Source organism: Lactobacillus sp. B4015, from assembly GCF_026536055.1.
In the GTDB taxonomy this organism is placed as follows: domain Bacteria; phylum Bacillota; class Bacilli; order Lactobacillales; family Lactobacillaceae; genus Lactobacillus; species Lactobacillus panisapium.
In genome coordinates, this window is sequence record NZ_JAFNOY010000006.1 from 143954 (window position 1) to 169208 (window position 25255).

Consider the following 25255-nt stretch of genomic DNA (forward strand, 5'->3'; position numbering starts at 1 on the left):
GCTGTATTAGAAATTAGATATTAGAGGTAAAAAGTAGCAGTTTGGATAAAACTGCTACTTTTTGTTTACTTAATTTTTAATAAAAATAGTGAAGTACAAGTGAAAATCTGAACGTAACATAAGTTGGACTTAAAGGGCAATTCTTAGGAGATGTAAGCGGTTATAATAAGGCTTAACAATAGAGAGGAGGTGAAGCAAATTGACCAACTGGAATAAAGAGATTTTATTAAAAATCGTTAAAGAAGGATTAGTTTCGCAAAAGGAGCTTCGAAAGGAATTTTCCTTAACTGATCGACAAATCAATTATGCAATCAACAACATTAATGTCGATCTTAAAGCTCGAAACTTGCCATCAATAGTATTAAAAAATAAAACTTATTCCACCAAAAGGGACCTAACAAGTCAAATTATTAATAATGTCAAAGAGACTAAAAAGAGATTTTTCCCACCAGAAGAAAGGTGCATTCTAATGGTGATAATGATATTGAGTAGAACTGGACCAGTTTATTTAAATGATTTCATTGCAACTTTGAATATCAGTAAAAATACTGCTCTCGCCGATTTAAAAAAATTAAAAATAAATTTAAAAAAAGCGAATGTAAAAATTGTTTTTTCTAGAAAAACCGGCTACACGATCATTGGTAGTGAATGGGATAAGCGTATAACACTTTACCAAAATTATTTAAAGCTTTATGCCGAATTCAATTTCGAAGATTACGTTTTCTGGAATGCAAACGCTGTAAATAACTATGCTGATGTAAAAAAAGATTTAGTGAACATCGAGTCAAAATTGTGTCGAAAATTTACAGATGACGCCTTCTTCGTTTTAGCGCGATTTTTGTCAACGGTTTTATACCGAATAGAACAAGGCAAATTGCTGAAAAACAAGGAACTATTGTCAGATGAAGAGATTAAGCAAACTAAGGAATATACGGCATTGCAAAATACAATCTTTGCTAATTTGGTTCCTCAAGAAAAAAGTTTTGTTGCTCTATTCATTTTAGGTGCGAATATTAAACGGCAAGAAGCGATAACTGTTTCTATGCAGACTCAACTAACTAATGCTCTGTGGGAATTTTTAAACGAATTTGAATTAAAATCTTTTATCGTTTTACCGGATAAAAAGAATTTGCTCAAAAAATTAATGGATCATTTTAGGCCAGCATATTTTCGAATTAAGTACAAACTGCCAGAAATTAATCCAATGTTTGCTGAAATTATCGACAAATATCGTAATCTTTATGAGTTTGTCCTCCAGTCAATTGGACCACTAAACAAGTTTTTTGGGACAACCATTTCAGCTGATGAAGTAGCTTATGTCACGATCTTTATAGGTGGCCATCTTGTTCAAAATAAAACTAACGAATTCAAACGAAAAGTTGCTCGTGCTATTCCAGTTTGTCCGAATGGCATTTCTGCGTCCAAGCTGCTTGAAAGTAATTTACGGGTCGCTTTTCCAGAACTATCTTTTTATCCCGCTTGCTCAGTTCGTGAGTATCAGCATTTTGTTTTGCCATATGATTTGGTTTTTGCGACAGTTCCTTTAAAATCCACTAAAACAGTTTTTATTGTTAATGAAATTTTAAATGAGCGCAGCATTGCTCAACTGCGAAATGATGTTTTTAAAAAATTATTTAACCTGAATTTTGCAAATGTTGACATTCAGAAGGTTATTTCAACTGTAGGGCGATTTGCTGAGATTAAAGATAAAAGGGGACTAGAAAATGGCATTGCGCAGCTATTAATTCCTGAAAGTAATTTGTCCGAGTGGGAGATACATTCAAATAATAATGCGAATGTATATAAAAAGCTGATTTTGGTTAAGCAATCTATGCCGTGGAATAAGATTTTAGAAAAAATAGTAATGCCTGCAATTCAAGATCAGGTTGTACGAAATGATTTTTGGTTCGAATTAAAAAAAGAATACCTTAAACAACCAAAATACATTTTGTTGAATAGAAAAATAGCCTTACTACACCTGAATCCGGACTTATTCAAACAGAAACTAGGACTGATTTTTTTAATTTCTAAGAATGGCTTAGAGTACGCTGGCTATAAAATTCACCTCGTGGCCTTATTGACGACGCCAAATAAAACAGATCAATTGCAACTATTATATAAATTGAAGCACATAGCAGAGGATGAGGCCTTTATTAAAGAACTGATCCAAGTTTCAAGCAGTGAAGAGGCAGTTGAAAAAATAAAAAATTATAACCACTAGAAAAAGGAGGTTTGGTTTTGTCATTAGCTGATTATGTTAAAAAAGATACGATTTATTTGAATTGCCAAGCGCGAGATAGAGTTGAACTCTTTTCTCAAGTGACAGAGGATCTTTTGAGCAAGAAATACGTAAAAAAAGGATTTTTAGATTTCCTTAACAATCGAGAGGATAAGTATCCAACTGGTTTACAGCTCAAAGATTATACCGTAGCGATTCCGCATGGTGATCCAAAGTATATTAACAAACCATTTGTTGCGGTAATTACTTTGCTAAAACCAATTTTGATGAAACAAATGGACGATATAACAAGAAATTTAAATATTGATACGCTTTTTATACTAGGCTTGGGTAACGGTACAGATCACTTGTATCTTCTGCAGGATATTATGAAACTGTTGCAAAAAGGCTCATTTGTTAAAAAAATTAGGACCTGCAACAGTACAGACGAAGTTGATTTTGTAATAAAAGATGCTGAAAAAGCATTAAAAGGAGACATATATGAGCAAGAAAATTAATATTTTGGTGGCTTGTGGAAGTGGAGTCGCAACTTCAACTATTGCTGCGGCAGAAATAAAGGATGTATGTGCTGAATATGGTATTAAAAATTACACAATTTCTAAGTGCAGTATGACCGAAATGCCAAGTCAAAGCGATAATTTTGATATTGTTTTTACCACTAATAACTATCGTGGGAAAATTTCAAAACCTCTGATTAGTGTGACTGGTTTTATTACCGGTATAAACACAAAAGAACTAAAGAAAAAGGTGGGACAAAAATTGTTATCACTTCAAGAATAGGGGCGAGAATATGGAAATACTGGGACAAATCTTTAAAACCATCATTAACATTGGTGCAACAGCACTTTTACCAATCATTATTTTCATTCTGGGATTGATCTTCAGAATGAAAATTGGCGATGCAATTAAATCAGGACTGACTGTCGGCATCGGTTTCATGGGACTAACTTTGGTCGTCAATTTATTAACTTCATCTTTAAAGCCAGCAGTGGAATATTATTCTAAATTAGGTGCTGGGTACACCATTACTGATATAGGCTGGCCAGCTATAGGGGCCGCATCATGGGTTGCTCCGTTTGCTGGTTTAGCTATTCTATTCGGAATTATCTTTAATATTGTTTTAGTTCGAGTTGGCTGGACCAAAACAATGAATGTTGATATTTGGAATTATATGCATTTTTTAATTCCCGGTTCACTTGCATATGTCTTATTTAATAATTTTTGGATAGGTCTTTTGGTTACAGTTGGGATGTCCATTGCTTCGCTTTTTATTGGAGATAAGCTGGCAAATAAATGGCAGAAATATTTTGGCCTTGAAGGGACCACTTGTACGACAATTATTTACACTGCTTGGGTAATGCCATTTGCTTGGATAATTAACAAATTAATTGACTTTATTCCAGGCTTAAATAAGGTGGATTTGAACTTAGATAAAGTGAATAAAAAACTAGGCGTTTTTGGTGATTCATCAGTAATTGGAACCATTGTTGGCCTACTTTTAGCATTATTAACTAAGCAAAATCTTGCCAATACAGTAACAATGGGTATTGGAATAGCCAGTGTAATGGTTTTAATGCCCAAAATGGTAGGGGTACTAATGGAAGGAATTTCTCCCGTTGGCAAAGCTGCTCGAACTACGATGTCCAATCAAATGGGCAAAAAGACTAACTTAAATATTGGAATGGATATAGCTTTGGGACTAGGTGATCCTACGACGGAAACAGCTACTGTTATTACTATTCCGCTGGTGATTATTTGCGCTTTACTTTTGCCAAATATCAAGTTGTTTCCTGTTGGTCTTTTAATGTCAATTATTTATATTTCAGTTGCCGGAACATTAATGACAAAAGGAAATTTATTTAGAACGATTATTATTGGTGTGATTTTCTGCAGTGTGACGTTGTATCTTGAGGCATATGTTGCCCCAGGTGCAACCAAGATGATTCAGACAGGTGGAGTTCATGTCGGTGGACTTTCTTCAGATTTAACTCTTTCAGAGCCGTGGAATGCGTTTATTTATTGGTTAAGTACGATTATTTAGATAAAATTGGGAGGCCTTTTTAATGCGAGAAATTTTACCATCAATTTTTGGAGCAGATATATTACATCTGCAGGATGAAATCGATATTTTAGAAAAAGAAAAGGTAGGCACGCTTCATGTAGATATGATGGATGGCAACTATGTTTCAAATATTGCCTTTGGACCTAATCAAATAAGGGTAATGAAAGAACATAGTCATATGAAATTTGACATTCATATGATGTTAAAAAATCCGCTTGAACATATTGATGATGCAATTGCAACAGGTGCGGAAATGCTTTGTGTGCATTATGAATCAACACCTCATATTCACTATATTTTACAAAAAATCAAACAAGCGGGTAGAAAAGCTGGAGTTGCGATAAATCCAGGTACGCCAGAGTTTGTTTTAAAGTATCTTTTGGATGAAATAGATTATGTATTAGTAATGTCAATTAATCCCGGACAACCTGGACAGAGTTTTATTCCTCAAACAATTGAAAAAATAAAGAATGTACAAAAAATAACTAGTAACCGTAATATTAAAATTGAGGTCGATGGAGGGATTAATGATCAATTTGCGAAAGAGTGTTCAAATGCAGGCGCTGAGATGATGGTAGTTGGTGGGTACCTCTTTAAAGGAAACAATGTTGATCATCAATTGAAAAAACTTCGTGCGGCGATTGAATGAGGTCATCTAAAATGAAAAATTATACATTGGATATTTTAGAACAATTAACAGAATATGCTAAGGAAGAAAATACTGAAGAATTAGAGCAAATTGTTGAACAAATTAATCATTCACATCACATTTTTCTTGCTGGAGCCGGGCGCTCAGGTATTGCAATCCAAGCTTTCGCTAATCGCTTGTTGCATCTTGGTTATTCCGTTAGCATAGTTGGTGAAATCAGTTCGCCACATTCACACCCCGAAGACTTACTAATAATTTGTTCTGGTTCAGGTGAAACTGACAGTTTAAGGGTTTTAGCTAAAAAAGCACATAAAAGTGGTGTAAAAATCGTACTTTTCACAACTACTCTTACTTCAACTATTGGCAATCTGGCTGATACCATCATGTGTGTACCCGGAAAGTCCAAAGTTGATAAAAGTGAATCTATTAAATTTAGCCAGCCTATGGGTTCAGCTTTTGAGCAGTTAGCTTTCCTAACGTTTGACGGTCTTGTACTAAATTTAATGGATAAAAATGGCGAAACCAATGATACAATGCTCAAGCGGCACGCAGATTTTGAATAGTTTTGAAAGGAAAATAAAATGAAAAAATTTGAAAAACAAGTCGTTTTAGTAACTGGCGGCGCCAATGGCATTGGTAAGGGAATTGCTGAAAAGTTTGCTCAGAATGGTGCGCATACAGTTATCGTTGATTATGATGAAAAAAAGGGACAAAAGACTGCTGATGATATAACAAAAAAATATGAAAAATCTATTTTTATTAAAACTGATGTTTCAGATTATGCTGACTTAGAACATGTTCATAATGAGGTTATTCAGACATTTGGTAGAATTGACGTGTTAATTTTGGATGCCGGAATTGCATATGCTGATACAGTTGATGAAATATCACCAGAAGAATGGCAAAAAGTAATAAACATTAACTTAAATGGCTATTTTTATACTGTAAAGGCATTTTATCGAGAATTTTTACACAATAAGGGTAGTATCGTTTTTATTAGTTCGGGTTCTGCTTTAAGTGGCACTGGTGGTGGAGTTGCCTATCCTGCCTCTAAAGCTGGTGGAGAAGGTTTGATGAGAGGATTAGCAAAAGAATTAGGACCTAAAGGCGTAACTGTCAATGCAATTGCTCCAAGAGTCATTGACTCTGGTCTTTTAAGCGTTCATTATCCAACAAAAGAAAGTTTAAAGCCTCTTTTGGATCAAATTGCCGTCAGAAGAATTGGTTCTGTTGCTGACGTTGCTAATTTGGCCTTTTTCTTAGCCAGTCCCGAAAATTCTTATATACAAGGACAAACTATTTTACTTGATGGGAACCGAACAGTTAGATAAAAGTAAGTCTGACATTTCAGAAATTTCTTTGGGTTGCCTAGTGTTTACAAAAAGCAAATAAGAGCATTTTACGACATGCACCCAAATTACCTTAAATGAAACTTCATAAATGGTTGGATATTAATCTGTTTTGGAACACTTTTATTAACTAAATGTTCAAGCAATTATAATATTGAAATTGTCAGCAGTACATAATTTACCAAGCCTCTTTAGTTAAACTAGAATGTGAATATGGCATTGACAGTACCAAGTGCAGAGCTTGGGTAGAACTAATGCACGAGACTGTCTCAAAGTTTAAACGTACCCGGTAAACTTATACTTTTGGATTTAAGTTTACCGGGTACGTTTCTGTCATAAATATCACATGGTAATATTCAAAGTGGTCAAGGTTTCAATCTTAAGCTGTCAGTAGTAAGTCATCGGTTTGAGCTTTTCAAAGTAAAGTAGCCTTCAGATAGCTGACTAGAGGCATAAAAAGCTTTAGGTAACCTAATCTCCTGATGCCTGTGCAACTGCCACTTACCAACCGGCAAAAAATAGCTCTGGACCATTCAGTCTGAATGTCCAGAAGTTCTGCTAGGAGTCATGCTTAAAAGAAAGCTGCACCTTAACCGTAAAACATATTACGATAACTGTAAGCATCGTTTGGATCAGCCATAAATGCGCTGCTTTTAAAGCTGTAATTCTAAGAAAGTGATGAGGATTACTGCTATTAGAGCTCAAGCTAAAGTTGCCTAAAACAGTTTTTTGCATTCAGATAAAAGTTTTCAATACTGTCACACAAGGGTAATTGCAACAATAATGCTCTGTGAAAAACCCAACCAAATTGAGACCAGTTCGCTAGCAAGAATGACAAAAGCACTGCGAAATTATGTTCATAGGCTTAAACATAATATTAAAAGATCAAACAAATTAAAATACACGACCTAAATTAAATATTGGAGTCGTGCAATAATGCTTATTTAATCATAAAGCGTCCAACTTTTTGGCAGCATTTTAATGAACTTTTGATCCAATCTAGAGGTTTAAATTCAATCGATGTACTTTTTCTTTCTTTTTATTGAATTTAAGTAGTGATTAGTAACGCTTAAATCCCTAATTCATTGCGTAAAGCTAGCGCATCTTGATCGTTACCTAATTGAGCAAGTGCATCTTTTAAGCCTAATAGCGGTTTACCATCACGGTCTGGCGTGGTTTTGCCATGAGCTAGTGAACTTAGGATAGCTTCATTAACAATATCGACAGTAATTCTGAAGTAGCGGTCAATCTTATCATCAGTAATTGCTTGAATCGAGCTCAATTCATGTTCAGGGAAATGACTAACCCGGTTTGCAGTTGAAAAGGCCAGTGTAATTTCGCCACTGCCATTGCCACTAAATGAACCGCTGCGAGTAATGCCGATACTAGAGCGTTTAGCGATTCTTTTTAATTGACGCGAATTAAATGGGATATCCGTTGCAATAATCGTGATAATACTACCTTTTTCTTTACTATCTTTATTATCAACAATCTTTTTGCCAATTGCTCGGCCGTAAATATTTAAGTCGGTGCTAAGGCCAAAATTAGACATGACTAAAGCGCCCATTGTGAAAGTCTGGTCATCAATTTTAATTTTGCGTGAAGCAGAACCGATACCGCCTTTAAGTTCATAGCAGCGCATTCCAGTACCAGCGCCTACGCCACCTTCAGCAAATTCAGACGAAGCAGCCGCAAAGGCCTCGTTAACGTCTTCTTCAGTAACGCCTAAATCGCGAATATGATTAATACTACTGTCATTGCATTCCATTACTATCGGGTTAACACTACCCGTTGTCAGGCCGATTTCTGGATTTTCAGCAAGCATTCTTTTCACTAAAGCAGTAGTGGCGGTTCCGACACTTAGAGTATTAGTTAAGACTAGCGGTGTTTCAATCGTACCCAGTTCTTCTATCTGAACTAAACCAGTGCTTTTACCAAAGCCGTTGATAACATGCGCAGCTGCCGGCATTTTTTCACGAAAAATATTATCCTGGCAAGGCTTGATGACGGTTACACCTGTTTGCAAACGATCAGTAACAATTGTTTTATGGCCAACGGTCACGCCAGCAACATCGGTAATTAGATTTCGTTGTCCGGTCGGTGCATCACTAAGCGCAAATAAAAGTGGTTTGTTAAGTCCCATGGTATCTCCTTTAATACTATAAATTGTAATTAATATCTTATTTTAAGCTTAAGGTTAAATTAATGAAAGACTTTAAAATTTATATGGGAAAAGAAAAAAGCCAAATTCGTCATAGAAATTGGCTTTCTTAGTTTAATATTTAGTTTTTCTTGCGACACTAAGCCAAATGCCTGCTAAACTGCCAAACAGTAAAACTGCTCCGGTTGTAGTAACAGCAACTTTTACTTTTTTGTCAGTACCTGTTTGTAATAGATGACCAGGGTCAGAACTGTTAGCCGTGCTAGCTTGGATAGCTTTAACAAAAAAGTAACGGCGTTTTTAAAACTTTTCACAAAGAACAATCAAAGTTGTTAAGTTATTATACACAAAAGCAGTTTGCTCTATCAGAATAATAAGAATGGAATTTTTCATTATTATATTGTAGAAAGCCATAGAATAAAATGAGAATAGTTTTTATTGAATAATTAAAACCATGGCTATTTGTTAAAAAACCTCCTTAAAAAACACACTAAAAACTTTCCAATTAGTATTTGATATGAACCGAAAAATTTGCCCTCATATCATCACTATCAAAAGTAGTGTTTTTAATTATTAAAAGCTAAATATTATTTTTTCCCTTCCGACAGAACGCTCTGAAACCTATCAAGCCTCCAAATATTGATAGGAAACCTAACCCAGTTAATATTCTTTGAATCCTTTTATCTGGACTTGTCTGTGGTAATTTATTGCCTATTTCATTAACGATATGTAGATCTATATGACTTCTAAGATTGTCTTGAGCATGAGCCACAGTTTTGGCTTTATCGCTACGAATAGCTTTTTTGGCTTTCTTGAAAATCTTGGCATCGGCCTCCCCAAAAGCAACACCGCTGGAACTTTGATTAACTACTTTATCATTTGTTTTATAAACATAAGTAATATTTTGCAGTTTATCACTAAAAACTCCAGATGTGTTGTCAGACTTGAAGATTAACATATAGCCGGGAATTTTCTTAGCAACGGTATGGTAATTACTACCTACTCTACCTTTTAAAACTTGATTAGGTGCAAGAATTTTACCCTTTTTATCAATGTAATGCACAATAACATTGTTTGACCTAGATGATACGTTCGGTGAAGAATTGTCTTGACTAGCACCTAGTACAAAAGTTTTTGAACCAGTTTTTGCTGTTTTTCGCGACTTTGACTGTATATCATTTTTTTCAGAGTTAATTTTGCTTTTATGTGCCCATGTCCTAACATCACTTAGAGGCTCAGATTCTGCTCTAATTCTGTTTGCCTCAACTGAAAAGATTCCTAAAGCAATCACAACAAAAGTGGCAAATAGTAATTTTTCCATTTTTCTATGCTTGTTTATTTTGTTATTCATTTTATATTTTAAAAAATCTCTATTTCTTTTATTCTAGCAAGGCTACTAATCATATAAATTAACTTTATTATATTCTTATTTTATCATCTTTTAGAATGAATGTATAGTGTAAACAAAATAAAAATTATAATAATTTATTTTAGGTCTGCTACTTATGTTATTAAAAAATTTAATATTAGTAAAATAGTAATTTATTAGTTAAGCCAAAATATAACTAAGTGTTTTTTTATTAAAAATGTTAAACATAAATATTTTTTATTTTTTTCATTTCTTTTACAAGCGATTTTCTTAATATTTGTTATAATTGATTAACTGCTGAATAGCGAGAAAAATAGTACTTTTAGATTTTTGAATCTTTTTTAGAATTTTTTAAGTATAACTAATATTATTAAATGTTATTTTTACATAAAAATATGATTTAGAAATTTAGAATTTTTAGGGTAACATTATAACTATCTTTTTTACTAGTTTTATAAATTGTAGATGGGTCAATTGACAACTTAAACTTTGAAATATCATTGTATTAGTAGCCATTTTGATAATGTTCTAAATAACGAATTCAATTTGTATTAAGACCAGAGCAGCTTAAAGATTATTTAAAGCCTATTATGTAATAGCTGCTACATAGCAATGATTAGACCTAAAACATATAAAAACAGTATTTATAAACTGCTTATATACGAATATTAAGCTACCATGATTAACTATTTATTCAGCACTTAACTGCCAAATTATTAACAAAAAATAAGTCTAATTTGCAATAATGTTCTCGGACGATATCGCAAACAGCAAGTAATTATTTTTCTAACAATATTAAAAACCAAGTTACTAATTGTTGAAGTTAGGAATTTTAATCTTGTTAATAAAAAAAAGACTATATAGTAAAAAAAGGCCGTAACTGGCAAAATAGTGCCAATTACGACTTAATAATGAGCGAATTAAATTGGTGTTACGCTCTAGTTATGAGCGCCAAATTCTAACTAGACGCCAGACAATAATTAGAAAGAAGATAACGTTAAAAATAATAATGGCAGCTTTAATAAGAGTCATGTTTTGAAAAAACTTAGGCTGAGCTTTCGCGCGAATTTGTTGGCTCTTTTTAATAGTATGCCGTCCCTTTTTGGTTGGTAAAGCGACCTTTTTCTGGCCTCTTTTTGCAGAAAAATTAGCAGTTAATTCAGTCGCAGATAAATTCTTGTTGGTTGCCTTAATTTTGCTGATTAAATCACCCTGCACAACTGTGCGGTGCTGCCCATACCCGTATTTCGAAGTGTTAAAGTCTGAGCATGTAATTAAGGTAATCATGCTTCTATCCTTTATGTTGTTTTCGACTTCAACTTGTGTTGGTTTAATTGCAAAAGAAATTCTTTTAACTTCGTAAGCATAAATGTGATGAAGATCGGTCACATAGATTAAGTCGCCCCGTTTTACCAAATGTAAATTGTCTAATACAGCAGGGCCATATGCTCCCATATAATGTCCTGCTAGCACATAGTTGTTGGCTCCACCCATTACACGGTCCGGGAGGCAAGTAACAACGCCGTATTCCAAGTTTTGGTTTTCACTGCCATATCCGGCAAACAGCGGATTGTGAATGTTAACGGCTGGAATCGAAATTCGCCCAATAGCATAAGCCTTAATTTTCTTTGACCGCAGGATCCGCGTTGTACTAATTGACTTGGTCTTACTAGCGTCATAAGTTGTTTTCCGGTGCTTATTTTGATCCGCTTTTTTAGATGTTAATCCTGAAGAAGCTTGCTCTGCGTTTTGCTGGACAAGGTAGGAGTCACCAAAACCGGAACCGAAGAAAATAAGTGTTACCCCCAAGTAAAAAAGTATACCTATAAATAGAACCTGGATTGTAGACCAGACTTTTTGTTTGGTGGTTAAATTTTGTTTTTTAGTTGTCATTGCTATTTGTCCTCTGATTTTGCGAAAGTTATTCAAATTACCTCTTATTTTAATGATAAATCGGTAAAATGCCTAATTATTTGAGAAATAACTAGAAACACTGATAAAAAATCTTCAAATAACTATTGAAATCGCTTTAACACTGTTTTATAATCTTAGGAGTAAATAAGTGTGTTACTGATTCGATCAGGCATTAACCTATGAACAACAAGGCTTTAGTGTTGCTCATAGGTTTTTTTATTGAAAAGAGGAGTTTGCTGAGTGAAATTTATTAAAAATTTTAACAACAATGCTGCTTTAGTGTCGGATGAATCTGGTGTTGATTGGGTAGTAATTGGAAACGGAATTGGTTTTGGGAAAAAGCCCAATGATCCAATTGATGAAACAAAAATTACTCGTCGTTTTGTTGCTGTCGAAAAGAATATCAAGATGATTGACAGTGTTAGGGATATTGATAAACGTACTTTGTCTCTAACAACTGATGTAATCAATCTTGTTTCAAAGAGACTAAACGTTAATTTTACTGATTATCAGTACTTGGTTTTAGCTGATCACATTGATTTTATGCTTAAAAGAACTGATGAGGGCTTTGAATTAGGCCAAGGTACTGTGGGGTGGGAATTAAAGAAGCTATTTCCTAAAGAATATTCAACTGCGAAAGATGCGCTGAAGCTGCTTCAGGAAAAAACTAAGCTAACTTTTCCCAACGCAGAAGTTGTTTATCTGACCTATCACTTTATCAATGCTAGTTCTGATCAAACTAAGCTTCAAGATACAATCAAAATCACCAAGTTAATTCATGGTGTGATTGAAATCATTGAATATCAGTATGGGATGCAGCTTGATCCGGAATCATTTAATTTCAATCGGTTTATGACGCATTTACGTTCATTCATGGTACGGCATCTTTATGAAGTTGGTGATGAGAATAGTGGCAGCGAACTTGATAATTCATTGCTTGAATTAATGAGGGTTAAGTACAAGAAAGCATACGAGACGGTTTTAAAAATCGGCACTTATTTATCTAAGCAAGCTGGCTGGAAATTGCAACCTGATGATGAGGTCTATCTGACGCTCCATGTCTGGCGGGTAACGCACAGACAAAAAGATGGTACTGATTCGGAAGCAAAGCAAATTCCAGCCGATGAAAAATAATTTGTTTAAACGGTGTGTTACTGTTTTACAGGCATTAACCCGAGAACATAAAGAAAACTTCATTGTTTCATTCTTAATTGAATGTTTGCAAGAGGTCTTCTTTAAGTCCCCGGGTTTTGTTATTTTTGGAGGAAAAAATGGCTTACGAAGAATTAAGTCGTGAAATTATCGCCAATGTTGGTGGTAAAGATAATGTAGCCAGCGTGGTGCATTGTACAACACGGTTGCGCTTTAAGTTAAAGGATGCTTCAAAGGCAAACGATGAAAAAATGAAGGCAACTGACGGTGTCTTATCATTAGTTAAGTCTGGTGGTCAATACCAAGTTGTTATTGGTAATAACGTTGCTGATGTTTACGATACCCTAATTAAAATTGGTGGTTTTGGTGATGGCGGTTCAGTTCCTGATGATTATGTTGATACAAGCAACATGAGCTTGACAGATAAATTTATTGACTTGATTTCCGGTATTTTCAACCCACTTTTAGGTGCATTGTGTGCTGCTGGAATGATCAAAGGTTTTAACGCCATGTTTTTGGCATTTGGTTGGGTAACTGCTAATAACGGAACCTACATTATTCTGAATGCAATTGGTGACAGTTTGTTCTACTTCATGCCAATCATTTTGGGAATTTCATCGGCTAAAAAGTTTGGTATTAACCTCTACTTAGGAGCAACCATTGGTGCTGCACTCTGCTACCCATCGATTGTAGCGATGGCCGGTAGCAAGACTACTTTATTCACGGTGTTTAAGGGGACTTTTTTACAGGCACCGGTTCATATGACCTTCTTGGGTATTCCAGTTATTTCAATGAACTATACAACTTCAGTTATCCCAATCATTATTGCAGTTTGGTTTGCTTCGAAGGTACAAAAAGTGGCGAGAAAAGTCATTCCTGATGTGGTTAAGACCTTTTTAGTTCCTTTTGTTGTCTTATTGATTACTGTTCCGGTTACCTTCTTAGTTATTGGACCAATTGCTACTTGGGTAGGTAACGCAATTGCTCAAGTTGTCAGTGCCATTTACAACTTTAGTCCGATTTTAGCTGGTATCCTGATGGGTGCTTTCTGGCAAGTATTTGTTATCTTTGGTGTTCATTGGGGCTTTGTTGCCGTTATGATGACCAACATTGCTGCTATGGGTTATGACCCAATCGTTGGCTTATCACTTGCTGCATCATTTGCCCAAACAGGTGTTGTTTTGGCAATTATTTTCCAAACTAAAAATGAAAAAACCCGTGGTATTGCGATTCCTGCATTTGTTTCTGGAATCTTTGGTGTTACTGAACCAGCAATCTATGGCGTGACATTACCACGTAAAAAACCATTTATCATTAGTTGTATTGCTTCAGCAATCGGAGGTGGTTTAATCGGTTTTTTCAAGACCAAGCTTTACATCATGGCCGGAATGGGAATCTTCTCAATTCCTGGTGCTATTGGTAAAAATGGCGTTGATAGCACTGTTTATGGCTTAATTATTGCCATGATTGTCGCAACAATTTTAGGTTTTGCTTTGCAAATGATTTTTGGCCGTAATTCAGTTGACGAAACACTTGATGAGCAAGTTGCTTTGGCTAATGCGAATGCAGCAGAAAGTGCAGATTCCGCCACCGCTCCTGCAGAAACTACAATTGCTGCCAAACCAGTGGCTAAAGTTTCTTACAATGAACCTGAAAAATTAGTTGCACCATTAAACGGAACAATCGTTGCGTTAAAAGATGTTAAAGATGAAGTTTTCTCTAGCGGCTCAATGGGTCAAGGTGTTGCAATTGAACCAAAAGAAGGCAAAGTATGTGCACCATTTGATTGTGAAGTTGCCATGACTTTCCCAACTGGACATGCAATTGGTTTAAGATCAGCTAAGGGCGCGGAAGTAATGATCCATATTGGTATGGATACGGTTGAATTAGATGGTAAAGGCTTTAAAATATTAGTTGAGAAGGGTCAATCTGTTAAAGCGGGCGATCCACTCATTGAATTTGACTTGGCAGCTATTAAGAAGGCTGGTTATGAAGTCACAACTCCGGTAATTGTGACCAATACTAACAATTACCACGAAGTTAATGTTGTTGCTAGTGGCAAAGTATCAATCGGTGATCAGCTGCTAGACTTAGAATAATCGGGCGAGAAAGAGGAGTATACACATGAATACAAACAATTTCCCTAAAGGTTTTTTATGGGGTGGAGCCACAGCGGCTAACCAACTCGAAGGTGCGTATCAAGAAGGAGGCAAAGGATTATCTCTTCCTGATGTTTTACCTGGTGGTAAAGAGCGGATGAAGATTATTGCTTCACCAGATTTTGATTTCAAAATCGATCCTAAATACGTTTATCCTAATCACGTTGGAATTGATCACTATCACCACTATAAGGAAGATATTGAACTATTTGCGGAAATGGGCTTCAAATGCTACCGTTTCTCAATCGCTTGGTCACGTATTTTCCCTAACGGTGACGAAGAGCAGCCAAATGAAGAAGGACTTAAGTTCTACGATGGGGTAATTGATGAGTGCTTAAAGCACAATATTGAACCTGTAATTACGATTTCACACTATGAACTTCCTTTGCACTTGATTACTGAATATGGTAGCTGGAAGAACAAGAAGTTGATCGACTTCTATGAACGTTTTGCTAGAACTGTATTAACTCGTTACAAGGATAAAGTTAAGTACTGGATGACTTTTAACGAAATTAACAGTGCTGCTCACTTCCCAATCATGAGCCAAGGCTTGACTGTAAGTAACGGTGCTCTTGACAAGAAGAATGTTTACCAATCATGGCACAACCAATTCGTTGCCAGTGCTAAAGCTGTTAAAATCGGTCATGAATTAAATCCTGATATGAAGATTGGCTGCATGATTCTTTATGCAACAACTTATAGCTATGATTCAGATCCAAAGAATCAAATTGCTACGCTGCAAGAAAACCAAGCAAACAATTTCTTCTGCGCTGACGTACAAGTTCGGGGCCATTACCCAGCATACACGAAGAGCTTATTAGCTCGTCAAGGCGTTAAGTTAAGCGACATTGACTACAGCGATGAAGAACTTGACTTGCTAGCTAAATACCCGGTTGATTACATTGGCTTTAGCTACTACATGTCATCTGTTGTTGATGTTACTCACGAAAACCAAGAAACAACTAACGGTAACTTGATGGGTGGAGTTAAGAATCCATTCTTGAAATCAAGTGACTGGGGTTGGCAAATTGACCCAACCGGTTTAAGAATTGCACTTAACGAATTATCTGATCGTTATGAAAAGCCATTGTTTATCGTTGAAAATGGTTTGGGTGCCATTGATCAGCCTGATGAAAATCACTATGTTGCTGACGATTACCGGATTGACTACTTGCGTGAACACATTGAAGCCATTTCAGAAGCGATTGATGATGGTGCAGACGTAATGGGTTACACGCCATGGGGCTGTATTGACTTAGTCAGTGCTTCTACAGGAGAAATGTCAAAGCGCTATGGTTTTATCTACGTTGATGAAGACGATGAAGGTAAGGGTACCTTCAACCGTTACAAGAAGAAGTCATTCGACTGGTACAAGAAAGTTATTGAAACTAATGGTGGCGATTTAGCCTAAATTTAGGGAATAACTCGGAGTAAGTAAGAAAATGGAACAGCGAGCGAGTGACAAAATTCTTGTTAGCATTAGCAAGTCTTATCGGAGCAGTCACAATTGGCACTAATCAAACCGAGGCAAAAAGTAATAATAAACCGGTGACGATTTATTTGCCCCGTCATGGCGAAACTACTGCTAACGTGATGCACCTTGCTCAAGGCTGGAAGGATTATACCCTAACTGATAATGATGTAAAGGGTGCCGGGTATATTGGTAAAGGTCTGAAGGGAATTAAGTTTAAAGCAGCTTATTCCGGTGACTTAACAAGATAGGAAAAGACTGCACAAGGAGCCTTAAAATACTCTGGCAATCAAAAAGTTAAACTAAAAATTGATTGGCGTTTGCGTGAATGTAACTACGGTGCTATGAAGGCCGCCCTGATGTTGCGCAGAATGTACCAGAAATTGCCCAATGCTTTGGCTATGATAGTATTGCTGATTTTCAAGCTAAGACAGGCAAACTATTTCAAAATAAATTATGTCTTAGACTAGGAAAATAAGTTGAATACCAGCTTACCAACACAATATTGTGCGGAAAGTACTGAAGCTATTCAAAAGCGAATGACGGTAAAATTGCAAAAAGTCAGCACAAAGGCGAAAACGTTTTAGTTGTGAGCTCTGGGATGGCAATTAATCTCTTTTTGTCAACGCAAAATTACCCTACTTTTCAAGGAATCGGCCTTGCGAATGACTCGGTCACTAAATTAGTTTACAAAAGGGTAAATTTAACTTGGTCGGCGAAATTGGCAGTTTGAAGTATTATAATGCTGGCCAAAAATAGAGTTTAGCTAATATTAGAAAAAGCGTGATTTTAAATCACGCTTTTTCTTAAACCCAAAATTAGCGATTAGTTGGTATTTTCATCGATCAATTTTTGACATTGCTGACTGAATTTTTCCATTCCAATTAAGGAAAGCTGTTTAACCTGCATTTCACAATTATCAAGATAAACTTGTAATGGCTCATAGTGATAATTAATTAAATTTTCTAGTAAGAAGAGCACCATTTTACTGAAACATGTACTGGGTTTAGTAGGCACTTTCTTTGACATTGTGATCATTTGTGCGGCATTTTCATAAGATTGATGCTTAATGCTAATACCAACCATGTTAATTAAAATACCAAGGACTAAAAATTGGATTTTTTCATCATTACTTCTACCAAATTTTTTGAGAAATTTTTTGGTAATCATTAAATTACTGGTAAAGTCAAAAAAATACATGTAATTACAGAAATTTTTTAGTGACTCTTGGTCCAAATTATCTTCATTATAAAATTTGGCTTTTAACTGTTGCTTTTCTTTTAAACTGAGTTTTTCAGGTGAACTGTTGGCAGTGTAAATTAAGGTATTGAGCTTAAGAATCAGGTCTTCTTTGTTATACACAGCACTTTTAGCGATGGCATTTTTAATTGCTGAGAGCTGATCGATATCAAACTCATAATAGGCATCTATTGATTTGGAAATTACGTTTTTCTTGAGTTCGTCTTCAGATTTTGACCGGTAATCTAATTTGCTAAAAAAACTAGCAAGATCAATATGGTTGTAGCGCAGTATTTCAATCAAATCCTGAGCAGAAATCCTAGTAGTATTCTTCTCAATTTTAGAATAAAACGAGGGGCTAACAACATCACCGATCCATGCCCGCTGCGTCTTACCTGCCTCTTGCCGATATTGCCGTAATAAATTTCCAATAGTCATCAAAATTTCTCCGAAAATTAGTTTCATATATGACACTTTCATTATTTAAAATTTTAACACAAATATAATTAAGTTATTAGTAAATAAATAGAGGGTGTAAATTAATTCATGGATATATTTTTCAAAAATAAATATTATCGACGATTTTCAATCGCTAGTATCCTGTCAAGTGCTGGTGATATTCTTTTTTACTTAGCCTTGATGACTTATGCTAGCAAGCTAAAAAATTACTCATTAGCTCTTTCACTGATTGCCATTTCCGAGTCGGTACCTAGACTGCTTTCAAGTGTCGGGGGCTATCTTGCCGATCGGACGCATAACAAATACGAAAAGATTGTTTGGCTTGCAATGATTAGGGGGGCACTCTATTTATTAGTTGGTTTTCTTTTTAGTCAAAATATTGCCGGCTGGAATCTGGTAATGATGGTTATCGTCATTAACTTCATTTCTGATACAGCCGGAACGTATTCAAGTGGCCTGTCAACACCTTTAGTAGTTGATTTAGTAGAAGAAGACCAAGTTGCTAAGGCAACAGGTTTCACAAGTGGCGTTTCCCAAGTGATTACGACCATTGCGCAGTTTGTTGGTTCAGGATTGTTATTGTTCATGTCTTATTCGACTTTAGCGGTTATTAATGGCTTAACCTTTATTGTTGCTGGACTAATTTATTTGTCGATTGCCCGTAAAAATAAAGAAACAGCAATTAATCAAGATGTTGATGAACAAAGCTTTTTGGGTACGCTTGCCTTGTCTTTTCGCCAGGTTAAAAAGGCGAGAGGCCTGTTAACTACCGTGATGGTTATTGCTTTAATGAATGGTATTTTGAGTACAATTGAGCCAATATTATCGATTGTTGTTGCTGGCAATAAAAGCGTAATGGTCATTGGGACCTATACTTTCACAATTGCAATTATTGGCGCAGCAGCAGCGGTTGGCTCTGCTCTAGGCAGTATTGTGGGAACAATGATTTTTAAAAAGGTTTCGGTCTATGTGATCGTTTTACTGGCTTTATTATCCGCAGCCTGCGTTCTCGTGTCCACGATGAGTAAACAAATAATTTTTTGTTTAGTTACTTATGCCTTATTAGGCTTTTTTGTAGGAACAGCTAGTCCGAAGTTAACGCAATGGCTGGTTGCAACGGTTGACCGCAAGATTTTGTCATCATCAGTTGGCCTGTTAAATACAATTTTGTTAGTGATTACACCATTAATGACAATCCTGTTTACCAGTATTTCAGCGGCATCAAATGCTAACGTTGCTCTGTTAGGGATGCTGATTACCAGTATTTTAGTTTTCAGTATTACGGTTGTCGTCATGATTAAAACCAAGGAAAATTAAGTCCGGTTTTTACTGAATTTAAGAACAAGCTAAAAGGACCAGTTCTAAGCTAATAGCTCGAACTAGTCCTTTAGTTTTTATTTTATTTTTTAAAAGAGCTAGTGCTTACTGACGTTTGGGCTGGTGAAAACTAAAAAAGATAATCAGAATAAAGTTTATCAATAAAGTTAAGCCAGTAGTCCAAAAGACAGTCGCATAATTAAATACTCCGGATATGGTTGACCCCATTAATGAACCAAAGACTGATCCGACTGCCTGAAAGGACTGGTTGTAACTGAAAATGCGACCAAAGCTTTCTGGTGGCGTGTTAAGAGTTAAAACCGTTTGAGCCGCTGGCAGCATTGCGGCACTGGCAATTCCCAGCAAAAAGCGCAATCCAGCTAATACCCACGGTGAATGTGTGAGTGCCATTGGAATAAAGAGGATGGCGCCAACAATTAGTCCAACGCGAAGAATCTTTAGCGGGCCAATTTCGTCCATTTTGTGGCCGATTTTAGAAGCGGCAATCAACGTACCAAGTCCCGGTGTTGCAGCAACGACACCAGCAACAAAGGCAATATTTTTACTGTTGGGCATCATTGATTTTACGTAAAGTGAAACAATCGGGTCAATTGACATGTTGGCGGCTTGAACTAACAGCGTTGTTGCGAACATCGCAATAATTAACTTAACATTAGGCAAAGTATGCATAATTTCTTTCATTGGCTTCATTTCTTCACGCGAAACCGGGGTAAATTTTTCGTGAACTAAGAAAGTTGAACCTAAGAAGACTAAAACCATTAAAAACCCAGTGATGAAGAAGGGAATTCGGTATCCCCAGGCTCCACCTAGCCAGTTACCAAAGAAATTAGATAGAATTCCGCCAAGTAAAGGTCCAACTAAGTTTCCAGCAGTTCCGGCGGTCATCATTTGGCTCATAACCCAACCGCTTTTTTGATGAGGAGTTTCACCAGCAATCAATGCGGTAGCATTATTAATGTAGCCAGAAAAAGCTCCCTGAATAAACCGCATGACAATGATGTAAATTGCATTGGGAGCAAATCCGGTAGCTGTGATAGTCAGAGCCATTACGCCTGAAGCACGCATACACATCAATTTGCGGCCCTTACGGTCAGCTAAATTGCCCCAATAAGGTGAAACTATTGCCTGGGCAATAAATGTCATTGCAAAAGCCAAGCCTGAGTAAAGACTGATTTGTAATTGACTATAATGACCAAGGTCGGCAATAAACAGTGAAATAAAGGGCATTGTCATCGAGTAACCCATTCCTGTAATGAAACAACCTAGCCACAGGGTATAAAAGGCTTTGTGCCATCCAGCTGGCAACTTATCTGAACTTTTCAAAGTATCCTCATCTTTCCGTTTGAATTTTTAACAAAAACATTATCTTTTTTATTCTAGCACAATAAAATTGCTAAGAATTTGCAAAAAAGGGTAAACTTAGCCCCAAAACGTGATAAGATATTGTCTCTGAAAGGAAGGGTGCTGTATGAGTCAGGATTCACATATGACTAGACGTGAATATCGCAAAAAGTATGCGAATGAGAATGCTGAAGCGGTTAATTCTGCTGCTACCAAAAGGCCCGCTAAAGAGAATCCGGCTGAATCACCACGAGCTGATTACCGTCACCTTAAACTAAACTTTTGGGAAATCTTTTCTGATCGGCCTTATGTCGCAGTGGCGATTGTTGTATTGGCCATCTTTTTTGTGATGGCTAAATTATGGTGGTTATTATTGCTATTAGCAATAATAGTGGCTGTCGGCATTTTCATCATCGGTCATAGCCATCACCCAGATCGTGTTCTCAGCCTGGAATTTAAAATGAAGGCTTCCAGAAAGCTTAATATGCTGCGCGCACTGCAATTTGGTGGCTCTATTCTCATGTTTTTAGCAACTTACATGAAGAAAGTTGTCACTGTTAATTTTCCGGAAGCAGGCTCAACCGACGGCTTACAAGTTATCCAAGGCATTTTATCGAATCGTGGCGGGATTTATGGGCAACAAGGCTCATATATTCTTAGCTTGCTCAATACTTTTACTGGGGGACAACTTTGGGGCAAGTACCGCTATGCGACTAATAGTGCGCAAATGATGAATAGTAGCGCCGGCAGGCTGATTATTATTTGGGTTCTTGTGTTGATGATAGCACCAGCATTCTGCGTCATGGCACAGTTTTTCCGTGAGCCTTATTCACGAAATACGGCACTAGTCGCGTCAGTCATTGCTACCATAACTTTTATTTTGACTCCACGGTTATTGCGTAAATGGATTGTGGAATACGCGGTGGAAAACCGAATGGCTAGTCAGCAAGCACAAGCTGCAATTAGTGTTGGTCCTATGGCATACGTTGCCATACTCTGTGCAATCTTAGTTTTGGTCATTTCCATTTATCGTGTAATTAAGAAAGACCGGTTTGAATGACCAGGATTTAGTCATTTTTAACTTTAAAAATCATTTTAAAAGCACTGTAGGTGAGTAACTACAGTGCTTTTTTAGTACAACTAGATCTTGGGATAATTCTTTTTGAAATATATTTCAGCGCGCGAAACGCTTATTTCAAGTTATGAAATACTTATTCGCTTTTTCAGAAAGCGGATACAAAATGAGCAAAATCTGATATAAATATAAATAAGCTAGCTTATGAAGACAGCTCAAATTGGGCAATTTGATTAAAAAAGGAGAAAACAATGTCTGCAACTGATAAACGTTATTCTGTCGTAATTGCCGGTGGGGGTAGCACTTTTACACCCGGCTTTGTCTTAAGCTTAATTGCTAATGAGGATCGTTTTCCACTCAGAAAGCTGAAATTTTATGATAACGATGAAGAAAGACAAAAGAAAATTGGTGATGCCTGCGCAATTATCATAAAAGAACGTGCACCCCAAATAGAATTTTCGTATACCACTGATCCTAAAGAAGCATTTACTGATGTTGATTTCGTAATGGGATCAATTCGGGTCGGCAAATATAAAATGCGCAGTTATGATGAAAAAATTCCTTTAAGATATGGGGTTAATGGGCAAGAAACTACCGGACCCGGCGGGATGGCTTATGGCCTGCGCTCAATTCCAGCCATTATCGAAATTATCGACTGGATGGAGAAATATTCACCAAATGCTTGGATGATTAATTATTCTAATACCATTGCCATTGTTGCAGAAGCATGCCGACGCTTGCGGCCGCATGCAAAAGTAATCAATATTTGTGACATGCCGGTTGAAATCATGACTAGAATGGCTCAGATTTGTGGCTTAAATGATTACCATGACCTGGATGTTAATTATTATGGCCTTAACCACTTTGGCTGGTGGAAGGAAGTTCGTGACAAAAAAACTGGTAAGGATTTAATGCCACAACTTAAAGATTATATTGCTCAAAATGGTTACTGGATTGGAGGCAAATTTGATCAGGAAACCGAAAAAAGCTGGGCGGAAACATTTAAGAAAGCTAAGGATTGTTATGTACTAGATCCAGAGACTTTGCCTAATACTTACTTGCAATATTATTATTATCCGCAATATGAAGTCGCAAATGCTGACCCACAACACACTAGAACCGATGAGATCCGGGAATATCGACAAAAGATTGTCTTTGATGAATGTGCGCGCATTGTGGACGCAGGAACCGCAAAAGGTAATATCTGGGAAGCAAACGTGGAACATTCAAATTATATTGTCGATATTTGTCATGCAATTGCCTATAATACGCACGAAAAATTCTTTGCTAACATTCCTAATAATGGGGCAATTGCTAATATTGATCCTGATTCGGTGGTTGAAGTACCGTGCTGGTTTGGTGCTGACGGTGTTCAGCCAATGGCAACTGGCAGATCCGGCGAATTTGAACGTGCGATGATAATAGAACAACAAACTTGTGAGAAACTTGTGGTTGATGCATATGAACACCATTCTTATACCAAAATGTGGCAGGCGTTTGCACTTAATAAAACTGTTCCAGATGCTCTGGTTGCCAAAAAGATTCTTGACGATATGATTCTAGTAAATAAGCCATACTGGCCAGAACTTAACTAGTTAGGAGCTGATTGCTTATGATGCAGAAATTCCAAAAGTTTGGAGCGGCAATGTTCGTACCTGTACTTTTGTTCTCGTTTGCGGGAATTGTAGTAGCAATTGGTAGTCTGTTTACTAATCAAGCTGTTTTTGGTTCGCTTGCCAATCAAGGTACGACTTGGAACTCTATCTGGGATACAGTTACAGCCGGTGGCTGGACGGTTTTTAAACAGGAAGCATTGCTTTTTGTGGTCGGTTTACCAATTGGCCTAGCTAATAAGGCTAAGGGAAGGGCCGCAATGGAGTCATTAATTACTTATATGACATATAATTATTTTATTGGTGCAATTTTAACACATTGGGGTGCAAGCTTCGGTATACCTAACTTTACTAAAATTCAACTAATAGAAAACTCAACCAACCATGGCTTGACGGAAATAGCTGGTATTAAGACACTTGATACCAGTATGATTGGCGCATTGGTAGTTGCAGGAATAGTAATTTGGTTACATAACCATTATTTTGACAAAAAGCTGCCTGAATGGCTAGGAACCTTTCAGGGTTCAACATATGTTTATATTCTTGGCTTTTTTGTCATGATTCCTCTTGCCTTCATCACTTGCTGGGGCTGGCCAAAAGTTCAGCTGGGAATTAGTGGAATGCAACATTTTATCCTTAATAGTGGCGTAATTGGCGTTTGGATTTATAATTTTTTGAATCGAGTCTTAATTCCTACGGGTTTGCATCACTTGGTTTATATTCCATTTCAATATGGTCCAGCAGTAGTAGCTGGAGGTTTGCAGCCTTGGTGGTTAAAGCATCTAACCCAGTTTGCCTTAAGTACAAAGCCTTTAAAGCAATTAGCCCCGGCAATGGGCTTTCAATTATGGGGCAACGAAAAAATTTTCTTGGCTCCAGTAATTTGTCTAGCCTTTTATGTTACTGCTAAAAAGGACAAGAAAAAACAGACTTCAGCCTTATTGATTCCGGCTGCGTTAACTTCCTTTTTTGCTGGCATTACAGAGCCAATCGACTTTACTTACTTATTTGCAGCTCCTGTTTTATGGATCATTTATTCTGTTTTAGCTGCTACTATGAATACTGTAATGTTTTGTTTTGGTGTAGTTGGTAACTTTATTTTTGGAAGTATCGATATGGCAGCTGAAAACTGGATTCCTTTGTGGGCAAACCACTGGCAGACCTATTTAGTTCAATTTGCAATTGGCTTGATTTTTGCGGCAATTACCTTCTTTATCTTTAAGTTTATGATCGAAAAATTTGATTATGCGACTCCCGGCCGAGAAGCAGACAGCGAAGATGTTCATTTGTTAAATAAGAAAGAATATCAAGCCAAAAAGGCCAAGCAGCAGGCTCAAACTTCAGGTAGCTCGGCGGAAAGTGATCCCTACATTACTAGGGCTACGGCCTTTCTCGACTTGCTAGGTGGTTCCACAAACATTACTGAATTAAGTTCATGTGCGACCCGCTTGCGAGTATCTGTCAAGGATCCCGCTAAAATGGGCTCGGATGCCCAGTTTAAAGAAGCTAAAGCAATTAACGTTGTGCATCATGGCAAAGCCATCCAGGTTATTGTGGGGCTAGATGTTGCTCAAGTTCTTGAAGCTATGCAAGAATTAATAAAAAACGATCTTAATTAGAACAAAGCTCAATGACTTTAAAGCGCTTTTATAATTAAAAGTTATA

20 protein-coding genes are annotated in these 25255 nt (G+C 36.6%); 15 read left to right on the plus strand and 5 right to left on the minus strand.

Annotation, left to right across the window (positions count from 1 at the left end):
• The first annotated feature begins 199 nt into the window (after positions 1 to 199).
• The 7 genes from J3U71_RS07655 to J3U71_RS07685 are packed head-to-tail and all read left to right on the plus strand — an operon-like array spanning position 200 to position 6281.
• Positions 200 to 2221: a BglG family transcription antiterminator gene (locus J3U71_RS07655; RefSeq protein WP_267393589.1), complete on the plus strand. Its 2022-nt coding sequence runs from the start codon at positions 200 to 202 to the stop codon at positions 2219 to 2221.
• A gap of 17 nt (positions 2222 to 2238) precedes the next feature.
• Positions 2239 to 2736, plus strand: coding sequence for a PTS sugar transporter subunit IIA (locus tag J3U71_RS07660; RefSeq protein WP_267393591.1), 498 nt, complete (start codon positions 2239 to 2241; stop codon positions 2734 to 2736).
• On the plus strand, positions 2720 to 3019 hold the full coding sequence (locus tag J3U71_RS07665; protein ID WP_267393593.1) for a PTS sugar transporter subunit IIB: 300 nt from the start codon (positions 2720 to 2722) through the stop codon (positions 3017 to 3019). The genes J3U71_RS07660 and J3U71_RS07665 overlap by 17 nt, the downstream gene beginning before the upstream one ends.
• 10 nt (positions 3020 to 3029) lie before the next feature.
• A complete protein-coding gene (locus tag J3U71_RS07670; protein ID WP_267393595.1) occupies positions 3030 to 4280 on the plus strand; it encodes a PTS transporter subunit IIC in 1251 nt (416 codons plus the stop codon).
• Between the two features lie 22 nt (positions 4281 to 4302).
• The gene (rpe, locus tag J3U71_RS07675) at positions 4303 to 4950 is read left to right on the plus strand and encodes a ribulose-phosphate 3-epimerase (RefSeq protein ID WP_267393597.1); all 648 of its coding nucleotides are present in this window, start codon (positions 4303 to 4305) and stop codon (positions 4948 to 4950) included.
• An 11-nt stretch (positions 4951 to 4961) separates the two neighbouring features.
• Entirely contained in the window at positions 4962 to 5513 is a 552-nt protein-coding gene (gene hxlB / locus J3U71_RS07680) for a 6-phospho-3-hexuloisomerase (RefSeq protein WP_267393599.1), read from the plus strand.
• 18 nt (positions 5514 to 5531) lie between these two features.
• A complete protein-coding gene (locus J3U71_RS07685) occupies positions 5532 to 6281 on the plus strand; it encodes an SDR family NAD(P)-dependent oxidoreductase (protein ID WP_267393601.1) in 750 nt (249 codons plus the stop codon).
• Positions 6282 to 7368: 1087 nt separating this feature from the next.
• On the opposite strand, the gene J3U71_RS07690 is transcribed toward J3U71_RS07685, so the two are convergent.
• The 3 genes from J3U71_RS07690 to J3U71_RS07700 form a co-directional block, all read right to left on the minus strand.
• Positions 7369 to 8442, minus strand: coding sequence for a P1 family peptidase (locus J3U71_RS07690; RefSeq protein WP_220232446.1), 1074 nt, complete (start codon positions 8440 to 8442; stop codon positions 7369 to 7371).
• Positions 8443 to 9040: 598 nt separating this feature from the next.
• Positions 9041 to 9781 carry a MucBP domain-containing protein gene (locus J3U71_RS07695; protein WP_220268658.1) on the minus strand — a complete coding sequence of 247 codons (741 nt, stop codon included), beginning with the start codon at positions 9779 to 9781 and terminating at the stop codon, positions 9041 to 9043.
• Between the two features lie 990 nt (positions 9782 to 10771).
• Entirely contained in the window at positions 10772 to 11722 is a 951-nt protein-coding gene (locus tag J3U71_RS07700) for a class A sortase (RefSeq protein WP_220268657.1), read from the minus strand.
• Between the two features lie 261 nt (positions 11723 to 11983).
• Here J3U71_RS07700 and J3U71_RS07705 point away from each other — a divergent pair, with 261 nt between their 5' ends.
• The 4 genes from J3U71_RS07705 (at position 11984) to J3U71_RS07720 (ending at position 16776) form a co-directional block, all read left to right on the plus strand.
• Entirely contained in the window at positions 11984 to 12877 is an 894-nt protein-coding gene (locus J3U71_RS07705; protein ID WP_220268656.1) for a PRD domain-containing protein, read from the plus strand.
• 137 nt (positions 12878 to 13014) lie between these two features.
• A complete protein-coding gene (locus J3U71_RS07710; protein ID WP_267393605.1) occupies positions 13015 to 14994 on the plus strand; it encodes a beta-glucoside-specific PTS transporter subunit IIABC in 1980 nt (659 codons plus the stop codon).
• A 25-nt stretch (positions 14995 to 15019) separates the two neighbouring features.
• Positions 15020 to 16465: a glycoside hydrolase family 1 protein gene (locus J3U71_RS07715; protein ID WP_267393606.1), complete on the plus strand. Its 1446-nt coding sequence runs from the start codon at positions 15020 to 15022 to the stop codon at positions 16463 to 16465.
• 47 nt (positions 16466 to 16512) lie between these two features.
• Positions 16513 to 16776, plus strand: coding sequence for a histidine phosphatase family protein (locus J3U71_RS07720; protein ID WP_267393607.1), 264 nt, complete (start codon positions 16513 to 16515; stop codon positions 16774 to 16776).
• Between the two features lie 574 nt (positions 16777 to 17350).
• On the opposite strand, the gene J3U71_RS07725 is transcribed toward J3U71_RS07720, so the two are convergent.
• Complete coding sequence (locus tag J3U71_RS07725) at positions 17351 to 18202, minus strand: helix-turn-helix domain-containing protein (protein ID WP_267393608.1); 852 nt, start codon at positions 18200 to 18202, stop codon at positions 17351 to 17353.
• A 108-nt stretch (positions 18203 to 18310) separates the two neighbouring features.
• Here J3U71_RS07725 and J3U71_RS07730 point away from each other — a divergent pair, with 108 nt between their 5' ends.
• The gene (locus J3U71_RS07730; RefSeq protein ID WP_220268651.1) at positions 18311 to 19540 is read left to right on the plus strand and encodes an MFS transporter; all 1230 of its coding nucleotides are present in this window, start codon (positions 18311 to 18313) and stop codon (positions 19538 to 19540) included.
• 105 nt (positions 19541 to 19645) lie between these two features.
• Here J3U71_RS07730 and J3U71_RS07735 read toward each other — a convergent pair whose 3' ends face one another.
• Positions 19646 to 20884 carry an MFS transporter gene (locus tag J3U71_RS07735; RefSeq protein WP_220268650.1) on the minus strand — a complete coding sequence of 413 codons (1239 nt, stop codon included), beginning with the start codon at positions 20882 to 20884 and terminating at the stop codon, positions 19646 to 19648.
• 145 nt (positions 20885 to 21029) lie between these two features.
• Here J3U71_RS07735 and J3U71_RS07740 point away from each other — a divergent pair, with 145 nt between their 5' ends.
• The 3 genes from J3U71_RS07740 to J3U71_RS07750 all read left to right on the plus strand — a co-directional run bounded on the left by J3U71_RS07740 (position 21030) and on the right by J3U71_RS07750 (position 25209).
• A complete protein-coding gene (locus J3U71_RS07740; protein WP_267393609.1) occupies positions 21030 to 21962 on the plus strand; it encodes a cytochrome C5 in 933 nt (310 codons plus the stop codon).
• 266 nt (positions 21963 to 22228) lie between these two features.
• The gene (locus J3U71_RS07745) at positions 22229 to 23572 is read left to right on the plus strand and encodes a 6-phospho-alpha-glucosidase (protein WP_220268648.1); all 1344 of its coding nucleotides are present in this window, start codon (positions 22229 to 22231) and stop codon (positions 23570 to 23572) included.
• Positions 23573 to 23589: 17 nt separating this feature from the next.
• Positions 23590 to 25209: an alpha-glucoside-specific PTS transporter subunit IIBC gene (locus tag J3U71_RS07750; protein ID WP_220268647.1), complete on the plus strand. Its 1620-nt coding sequence runs from the start codon at positions 23590 to 23592 to the stop codon at positions 25207 to 25209.
• Positions 25210 to 25255 lie beyond the last annotated feature (46 nt).